Consider the following 7,939-nt stretch of genomic DNA (forward strand, 5'->3'; position numbering starts at 1 on the left):
CTACCCGCTGAGCCTCGTCGCGTCCGCGGCGGCGAGCCTGCACCTGAAGTTCGAGTACGTCCCCGACCTGTTCGGCCCCGGCGAGGTCGAGGACATCGCCGACCGCGTGGTGCGGGTGCTCGACGCCTGCACCGGACCCGACGTGCCGCTGGCCCGGCTGTCGCTGCTCACCGAGCGGGAACAGATGGAACTGGTGCCGGTCGGCGGCGGCCCGGCCGGTTCCGTCCGCACCCTCGCGGAGATCTTCACCGACGCCGCCGCCGTCGACCCGGAAGCGGTCGCCCTGTCGTCCGGCGACGTCGAGGTGTCGTACCGGGAGCTGGACGTGCGGTCCACCCGGCTCGCACGTGCCCTGATCGGCCGCGGTGTCGGTCCGGAAATGTCGGTGGCCGTGGGCATTCCGCGTTCGATCGAATCGGTGCTGTGTGTGTGGGCGGTGGCCAAGGCCGGGGCCGTGTTCGTGCCCGTCGACCCGAACTATCCCGACGAACGCATCGCGCACATGCTCACCGACTCGGAATGCGCTCTCGGGCTGACGACGTCCGAGCATCGTGCCCGGCTGGCCGGGAGCACGCGCTGGCTCGTCCTCGACGACCCCGCGTTCGACGCCGAGTGCGCGGCCGGCTCCGCGGCACCGGTCGACGACGGCGACCGCACGGCACCGGTCACGCTCGACTCGGCCGCGTACGTCGTCTACACGTCGGGCTCCACCGGCATGCCGAAGGGTGTGAGCGTGACGCACCGCGGCCTGGACAACTTCGCCCGAGACCAACTCGCCCGCTTCGGGGCGGACCGGAAGTCCCGGACGCTGCACTTCTCGACGCCGAGCTTCGACGGATCCGTGTTCGAGTACCTGCAGGCGTTCGGCGCCGCGGCGACGATGGTGATCGCGCCGCCCACCGTGTTCGGCGGCGACGAACTCGCCCAGCTGATCCGCGACCGGCGGGTCACGCACAGTTTCGTCACCACCGCGGCGCTCGCATCCCTCGATCCCACCGGGCTGGATCTGTTCGCCGACGTCGTGGTCGGCGGCGAGGCCTGCCCACCCGAACTCGTGTCCCGGTGGGCGCCGGGCCGCCGGTTGTACAACGGGTACGGGCCGACCGAGACCACGATCATGTCCAACATCAGCGACCCCCTGACCCCCGGAGAGCGCATCACCATCGGCGGACCGATCCGCGGGGTCACGGAACTGGTGCTGAACTCCCGGTTGCAGCCGGTTCCGGCCGGGGTTCCGGGGGAGTTGTACCTCGCAGGCGCGGGACTGGCGCGCGGGTACCACCGCCGCCCCGGACTCACCGCGACACGGTTCGTGGCCGACCCGTGCCGCCCCGGCGAGCGGATGTACCGCACCGGCGACGTCGTGCGGTGGACCGCCGGGCGCACCATCGAATATCTGGGCCGTAGCGACTTCCAGGTGAAGGTCCGCGGGTTCCGCATCGAACTCGGCGAGATCGACTCGACGCTCGCGGCGGTCCCCGGTGTCCGGTTCGCGGTCACGGTCGCCTACCGCGGCCCCGCCGGCGACACGCTCCTCGCGTCCTACGTCGTGCCCGCCCCGGGGCACACCCTCGACACCGGAGACCTCACCCGGGCTCTCGCGAGCAGGCTGCCCGCCCACATGGTTCCGTCGTCGATCACCATGCTGGACGAGATCCCGCTGAACGCCGTCGGCAAGTTCGACCGCAAGGCCCTGCCCACCCCCGAATTCGACGTCGGCGCTGGGCAATACCGGGCACCCGCCGACCCGGTGCAGGAGACGGTGGCCGACGTCTTCGCGGAGGTACTCGGACTGGACCGGGTCAGCGCGGACGCCGGATTCTTCGACCTCGGCGGCAACTCGCTGAGCGCCACCCGCGCGGTGGCCCGCCTGCGCGCCGCGCTCGGCACCGACATCGGCGTGCGGGCGTTGTTCGAAGCGCCCACGGTGGAGTCGCTCGCCGCGCGCATCGAGCACACGGGAGCGGGCCCGTCCGGCCGTCCCGCCCTGACCGCCGGGGACCGCCCGAGCCGCATCCCGCTGTCCTACGCCCAGCAGCGCATGTGGTTCATCAACCAGTTCGACACGAGTTCGCCCGCCTACAACATCCCGATGGTCGTGCGGCTCACCGGCGACCTCGACGTGGACGCGCTGAGGCTGGCGGTCACGGACGTGGTGACCAGGCACGAGTCGCTGCGCACCCGCTTCCCGCTCCGTGACGGCGAACCGGTGCAGGAGGTCCTCCCGCCGCCGGCGCCGATGGCTCCGCCGACCGCGGTCGCGGACGACGGCCGGCTCCGCGAAGAACTCACCCACCTGGTGTCGGCGGGCTTCGACGTCGCCGCCGCGGTCCCGCTGCGCATCGCCCTGTTCACGCTCGACCGGACCACACGGGTCCTCGCCGTCGTGGTGCACCACATCTCGGCCGACGGCTTCTCGATGGCGCCGCTGGTGCGGGATGTGATGGTGGCGTATGAATCCCGAGCCCACGGTCGCGCTCCCGCATGGACACCGCTACCGGTCCAGTACGCCGACTACACCCTGTGGCAGCGCAGACTGCTGGGTTCCGAGGACGACCCCGGGTCGCTGATCTCGCGGCAACTGTCGTACTGGGAGTCCGCGCTCGCCGGGCTGCCGGAACTCCTCGAACTGCCCACCGACCGCCGGCGTCCGGCGCAGCAGTCGTTCCACGGCGACCGGGTGGGTTTCACGATCGGCACGGGGCTGCACGAGCGGATCCGGGCGGCGGCCCGCGAGCACCGGTCCACCGAGTTCATGATCGTGCACGCCGCACTCGCCGTCCTGCTCGGGCGGCTCGGCGGCACGAGCGACGTGGCGATCGGCACCCCGATCGCCGGCCGCGGCGAGGCGGCGCTCGACGACCTCGTCGGCATGTTCGTCGGCACGCTGGCCCTGCGCACCACGATCGAGGCGGGGCAGCCGTTCAGCGACCTGCTCGCGCAGGTCCGCGACGCCGATCTCGGTGCCTTCGCACACGCCGACCTGCCCTTCGAACGGGTGGTGGACGCTGTCGGCCCGGTGCGCTCGACCGCCCACTCGCCGCTGTTCCAGGTGTCCCTCGAATTCCAGAACACCGACAATCCCGCGCTTCGGTTGCCCGGGCTGAGCGTCGAGGGACTCGATCCCGACCTCGCCGTCGTGAAGGTGGACCTCGAGGTGATCCTCGACGAGCGGTTCGACACCGACGGCACCCCGGCGGGCATGACGGGGGCGATCGACTACGCGACCGATCTGTTCGACGCCGACACGGTGCAGGGTTTCGCGGAACGTTTCGTGCGCATCCTCGACTCCGTCACCGCCGAACCCAGCGTCCCGGTCGGCGACATCGACATCCTCGGCACCGACGAGGTCGCGGCGCTCACCCCGGCGCGCGGAGCACCCGACGCGCCGAACCTTCTGCTGCCGGACCTGTTGACGGCCGCGGTCCGACTCGACCCGGACGCCGACGCGCTGTCGTACCGGGGCCGGGTGATCACGTACCGCGAACTCGACGAGACGTCGAATCGGCTGGCACGCAGGCTGATCGAGGCCGGTGCGGGACCGGGAACCACTGTCGCGCTAAGCATGTCGAGGTCGATCGAATCGGTGCTGTCGGTGTGGGCCGTCGCCCGCACCGGCGCCGCGTTCCTGCCGGTCGACCCCGGGTATCCGCCCGACCGGATCGAGCACATGCTCACCGACTCGGGTGCGGTGTCGGGCGTGACGGTCCGGGAACACCGAGATCGGCTGCCCGCCGCCGTGACCTGGATCGTGCTCGACGACGCCCGGGACCCCGATCGAATCAGGACGCAGTCGCCCGGCCCGGTCACCGACGCGGACCGGACCGCGCCGCTGCACGAATCGCATCCCGCGTACCTCATCTACACGTCCGGATCCACGGGCGTCCCCAAGGGTGTGGCCGTCACGCACCGCGGCCTGGCGAACCTCGCCGCGGAGGAGCGGGACCGCCTCGCCGTCACCCGGGGCTCGCGGGTACTGCACTTCGCGTCGCCGAGTTTCGACGCGTCCGTCTTCGAACTCGTCATGGCGTTCTGCGCGGGTGCGACGCTGGTGATCGCGCCCCCCACGATCTACGGCGGCACCGAACTGGCCGCGCTGCTGAGCGAAGAGCGGGTGTCCCACGGGTTCGTCACCCCGACCGCACTGGCGTCGATGGACCCGCTGGGCTTCGAGTCGCTGCGGACGCTGGTCGTGGCCGGTGAGGCCTGCCCACCCGAACTCGTCGCGCGGTGGGCGCCCGGCCGCCGGATGTTCAACGCCTACGGGCCGACCGAGACGACGATCATGTCGAACATCAGCGACGCGCTGGTGCCGGGCGACCCGATCACACTCGGCGCACCCACCCGCGGCGTGGCGGAGGTGGTGCTCGATTCCCGGCTGCGCCCGGTGCCGGTCGGTGTGGTCGGTGAGTTGTACGTCTCGGGACGCGCCCTGGCCTCCGGCTATCATCGCCGGTCCGGTCTGACGGCGTCCCGTTTCGTGGCCGCGCCGTGGGGCGCCCCCGGCGACCGGATGTATCGCACGGGCGACGTGGTGCGGTGGCGCCGCGACGGCACGCTCGAATACGTCGGGCGCAGCGACTTCCAGGTGAAGATCCGCGGGTTCCGCATCGAGCCCGGCGAGATCGACGCCGTCCTCACCGCCCACCCCGATGTCGGGTTCGCCGTCACGATCGGCCGGGACGGGCCGGCCGGGGAACCGCTTCTCGTCTCCTATGTCCGGCCGGTCGGCGGCGCGGACGTCGACACCGCGGAACTCTCCCGCCTCGTCGGTGAACGGCTGCCGTCCCACATGGTGCCCGCCGCGATCGTCGTGCTCGACCGGATCCCGCTGACGCCGGTGGGCAAGCTGGATCGCGCCGCGCTGCCCGCTCCCGAGTTCCTGTCGGGCACCCGCTTCCGCCCGCCCGCCACCGACCTCGAGGCGGCGATCGTGGACGTGTTCGCCGAGGTGCTCGGTCTCGACCGGGTCGGGGCCGACGACAACTTCTTCGAGAGGAGCGGCAACTCCCTGCTCGCCACGAAGGCGGTCGCCGCGCTGCAGGAGCGACTCGACCGGAAGATCCCGTTGCAGTGGATGTTCCTCGATCCCACACCGTCCGGCCTCGCCCGCAGAATCGCACTTCCGTCGGCGGAGGGCGCAGTGACGGAGGCGCTGGCGGTGGTGATTCCCCTGCGCACCGAGGGCACCGGCCGACCGCTGTTCTGCGTACACCCGGGAATCGGGCTGTCCTGGGGATACGCGGGCCTCGTCCGGTATCTGCCCGCCGACCGTCGCGCGTACGGTCTGCAACTGCCCACGATCAGCGGGGACGGCGAGTACCGGTCGATCGAGCAACTCGCGCACCGGTACGTCGAGGAGATGAAGGCCATTCAGCCGGAGGGACCGTACGACCTGCTCGGCTGGTCGCTGGGCGGGGTCATCGCCCACGCGATGGCCGTCGAACTGCAGCGCGCAGGCGACGACGTCGCGACCCTCGCCGTCATGGACAGCTATCCCGACAACGGCGAGGACCCGCTGTTCGGGAAACTCGACATGCGGGACCTGCTCCGCGGGCTGGGCCTCGTCGTCGCCACCGACGGCGAACTCACGTACGAACGCGCAGCGCAACTGCTCAACGAATCGTGGGGTAGCGACTCCGGGCTGCGCGGGGAACACCTCGAGCGGATCAACGCGGGATACGAGAATTCGCGGGAACTCGTCCACCGGTTCGAGCCGCAGGTCTACGACGGTGAGCTGCTGATCTTCCCCGCGACCGGTGACGACGACGGCACCACCCGCGCGCGGTCGGTGGACGAGTGGCGACCGCTGGTGACCGGACGGATCGTGGAGTATCCGGTGGATTGTGGGCACAACGACATGATCGAGCCGCAGTCCCTCGCCGTCATCGGGCCGGTGCTGTCGAGGTATCTGGGCGCCGATCGCACCCCGCGCCGCGACGACCGAATCGGCTGAATGCGGCCACACCGCTGTGCAACGATGGGGTCTGTGCGCCCTGTGGACGGCGAACGAATGACCTGGGGGACGGAGAAGAACTACCGCCTCCCGCATTCGCGAGTCAGGATCCGGACGCACTCACGACGTCGACGGTCGGGGATACCGTACGGGGAGGAACCACCGTGAAGGCCCCAGACACGCGGAAGCCGGCTACACAGAATTCGGACGCGGACGCATTCCCGCTGTCCGCGGCGCAGCGTGCCACGTGGTTCGCGCAGCAACTCGACCCCGCGGTGCCCATCTCGGTGGCGCACTACGTGGAGTTGCACGGCGACCTCGACATCGACCTGCTGCGACGCGAGACCATCGTGGTTGCCCGCGAGTTCCAGTCGCCGTTCCTCAAGGTCGTCGAGGTCGACGGCAGGCCGATGCAGTACGTGGACCACACCACCGACACGTCCATCGAGTTCGTCGACTTTCGCGGCGACGCCGACCCGGTCGCCGCCGCGCACGAATGGATGGACCGGGACTACCAGGCCCCACTCGCTCTCGACGCCGATCGGCTGTTCGAGACGTCGATCCTGTGCGTGGGTGAGGCGCATTACCTGTGGTACAGCCGCATTCACCACGTCGCGCTCGACGGCTACGGTGCCATGACGCTGATCAACCGCATCGCGCACCGGTATTCGGCCGCGGTCGCCGGTCGCGAACCGGATCCGAGCCGGGCCGCGACGCTGCGCGCACTGTACGACGTCGACGCCCGCTACCGGGCGTCCGATCGGTTCGTGGCCGATCGGGAGTACTGGGCCGAGCGAGTCGCGGGAGTCGGCGGGTCGACCCTGGCCGACGCGCCTGCGCCGGCACTCGCCAGGAGCACGGTCGAGAGCGCGCTGCTGTCCGAGGCGGCCGCGTCCGGCATCCAGAGTTCCGACAGTCAGGCGACCGCCGCGGCGGCCGTGACGATCATCGCGGCCTTCGCCTGCTACCTGTCGCGGGCCACCGCGAAAACCGAAGTCCTCGTGAATGTTCCGATGTCCGGGCGGACCACGTCGCTGCTGCGCAATTCCGGCGGGATGACGGTCAGCGTCGCACCGCTGCCGATCACCGTCGACGAGAGCGGGGCGGTCGCGGACCTCGTGTCGCAGGTCAGGCGAGAGCTGATGGGCGCGTTGCGGCATCAGCGGTGCAGCGTCGAGGACATCCGCCGCGACGTCGGCGCGGGCGGTGTGGCGGAACTGCACGGACCCATGGTCAACGTCATGCTGTTCCACCAGGACGTGGTGCTCGGCCCCCTGGTCGGCGAGTATCACATCGTCACCTCGGGCCCGGTGGAAGACCTCCTCGTCAACGTGTATCCGAGTGGGACGCCGGCGGAGATCTTCGTCGATTTCCGGGCCAACCCGAACCGATACGAGGATGCGGCGCTGCGCCGGCACCACCGGCACTTCGTCGAACTGCTGGAAGAGTTCGTCGCGGCGGATCCACAGGCCCGGCTCGCGACCGTTCACGAGGCGACCGCCCGCGAAGGCGAGCGGCGGCGCCGCGAGGCCAACCACCTCGGGTACTGGACCGAACGGCTGTCGGGGATGCCCGAAGTGCTGAACCTGCCGTCCGATCGGGCCCGGCCGCCCGCGCAGTCCGGGAGCGTCGACCGCGTCGACGTCCCGATCGGCGCGGAGATCCACCGCGGAGTGCGGGCCTTGGCCGACGAACACGACACCCCCGCGTTCACCGTTCTGCATGCGGCCGCGACCGTGCTGCTGAGCCGGCTCTCCGGTGCCCCGGAGGTCGCGGTCGGAACGACGGCCACCGTGGACCGGGGGCAGAATCTCCTCGTCCTCCGGACCCGCGCCGAACCGGACGCGACGTTCACGCAGCACCTCCGTCACGTTCGCGACGTCGACCGGGAGGCGTTCGAGCACCGCGACGTCCCGTTCGAGCGGGTGGCCCGGGCGCTCGCGGTCCGCGAGTCGCCCGCGTACGCGCCGATCGTCCAGGTGC

At 70.8% G+C, this 7,939-nt stretch carries 2 protein-coding genes; both read left to right on the forward strand.

The window, feature by feature from the left end; genetic code table 11:
- A partial coding sequence (locus tag ACFTZB_RS40040) for an amino acid adenylation domain-containing protein (protein ID WP_378440638.1) occupies window positions 1-5,956 on the forward strand: 5,956 nt, incomplete at its 5' end.
- Between the two features lie 164 nt (window positions 5,957-6,120).
- A partial coding sequence (locus ACFTZB_RS40045) for a condensation domain-containing protein (protein ID WP_378440640.1) occupies window positions 6,121-7,939 on the forward strand: 1,819 nt, incomplete at its 3' end.

It is taken from the genome of Rhodococcus sp. NPDC057014, from assembly GCF_042673295.1.
In the GTDB taxonomy this organism is placed as follows: Bacteria; Actinomycetota; Actinomycetes; order Mycobacteriales; family Mycobacteriaceae; genus Rhodococcus_F.